Raw genomic sequence first — 1,894 nt, 5'->3', positions numbered from 1 at the left:
TTTAACAGCTTACTTGTAATCTATTTATATCTGTGTAATCATATACATTATGGATAGATTTGTTGGGATAGGTAAGGCCGCTCAAGTTTTGGGTGTTTCGATTAGCACTTTGCGCCGTTGGGAAGGTGAAGGCAAAATTATTTCTGAGCATACGGCAGGAGGTCACCGCCGTTATGACCTATCTAGGCTTAGGCCTGAGCTTTTTCATTCGAGAGAACTATCACAAAGAAAAACCATTGCTTATGCGCGTATATCGAGCCATGATCAAAAAGACGATTTAGAGCGACAAAAACAGGTTCTTGAGCTTTATTGCGCAAGCCAAGGTTGGACTTATGAACTCATCTCTGATTTAGGGTCAGGGATGAATTATCGTAAAAAAGGTCTTAAACGTTTATTGGATGCTCTCATTGAAAATGAAATTGGTCGTTTGGTTATTACGCATAAAGATCGTTTATTGCGCTTTGGTGCAGAATTGGTCTTCGCCATTTGTGAAGCCAAACAAGTTGAGGTTGTCATTCTCAATCAGGGGGAAGAAAGCAGTTTTGAAGAGGATTTAGCCAAAGATATTTTAGAAATTATTACTGTCTTTAGTGCTCGTCTTTATGGAAGTCGTTCGAGAAAAAATCAAAAGTTATTAGAAAATGTTCGTCAAGCTGTAGAGGCATCGCAATGATTGTTGCTCACAAAATAGCTCTAGACTTAAACAATAAACAACGAAGCTACATGGCTCGAGCCAGTGGTTGCGCGCGCTTTGCTTATAATTGGGCACTGAAGGAATGGCAGCAGCAATATGAAGCATGGAAGAAAGATAATAATTTACCAAAGCCTAATGACTATGCGCTACGTAGACAATTCAATTCTCTAAAACGAGAACAATTTCCATGGATGATGGAAGTTACTAAAAATGCTCCACAAATGGCAATTATTCAATTGGGTGTGGCTTTTAAGAATTTCTTTTCAGGGAGAAGCCGATATCCCACTTTTAGAAAGAAAGGAGTGCACGATCGTTTTACTTTGACCAATGATCAAATACAGTTGCAAGGTTTCAAGATAAGAATTCCCAAACTTGGTTGGGTTCGTCTGCGAGAACAATTGCGATTTCAAGGAAAGATCTTGTCAGCAACCATTAGCCGTAAAGCGGATCGGTGGTTTGTAAGTCTTAGCGTTGAAACAGATAATCAAGAGTCACTGAGCGAGAACCAAGCTATTGTTGGTCTTGATTTGGGCATCAATGCACTTGCAACGCTTTCGACAGGAGAAACCATAGGAGGCGTTAAACCTTATAAGGCTTTGCTAAATCGTTTACGGCGCTTATCACGAAGGCTAAGTCGTAAGCAAAAAGGCTCGAGCAATCGTTATAAGGAGAAACAAAAACTCGCTAAGCTTCATGCACGGATAAGTAATATCAGAACAGATCATTTGCATAAAGTTACAACAGATTTAATTCAGCGTTTTGGTACATTTTGTCTGGAAGATCTTCATGTAAAAGGCTTGCTGAAAAATAAGCATTTATCGCGTGCCCTTGCAGATCAAAGTTTTTTCGAGTTTCGCCGTCAATTGGAATATAAGGTGGCACGTTATGGTCGACAGATTGTTATTGCAGATCGTTGGTATGCGAGCAGTAAGATCTGCCATCATTGCGGATGTAAGATTGAACAATTGCCTCCTAACATACGTGAGTGGAGATGTTCTCATTGTGGTACACACCATGATCGAGACATTAATGCCGCGATTAATTTAAAAAACTTGGCGGTGAGTTCCACCGTATCAGCCTGTGGAGAGGAAGGCTCTGGCCAATGTCCTGTGACTTTGGTGAAACCAGCCTCAAAGAAGCAGGAAATCAACAGTATATTTAATCAGAAATGATCACATTTACATAAGTTTGATAGAACGG

General features: G+C 40.1%; 2 protein-coding genes. Both read left to right on the top strand.

Annotated elements, in window-relative coordinates; all coding sequences use genetic code 11:
- Window positions 1-49: 49 nt before the first annotated feature.
- Window positions 50-673, top strand: coding sequence for an IS607 family transposase (locus ACFIKH_RS08995; protein ID WP_375649680.1), 624 nt, complete (start codon window positions 50-52; stop codon window positions 671-673).
- A complete protein-coding gene (locus tag ACFIKH_RS08990) occupies window positions 670-1,866 on the top strand; it encodes an RNA-guided endonuclease InsQ/TnpB family protein (protein ID WP_375671521.1) in 1,197 nt (398 codons plus the stop codon). Before ACFIKH_RS08995 ends, ACFIKH_RS08990 begins: the two co-directional genes overlap by 4 nt.
- The last annotated feature ends 28 nt before the right edge of the window (window positions 1,867-1,894 follow it).

Origin of the sequence: Bartonella sp. SD1336NMGDW, from assembly GCF_042193565.1 — a bacterium.
In the GTDB taxonomy this organism is placed as follows: Bacteria; Pseudomonadota; Alphaproteobacteria; order Rhizobiales; family Rhizobiaceae; genus Bartonella; species Bartonella grahamii.
This window is presented reverse-complemented; position numbering and strand designations above follow the sequence as displayed.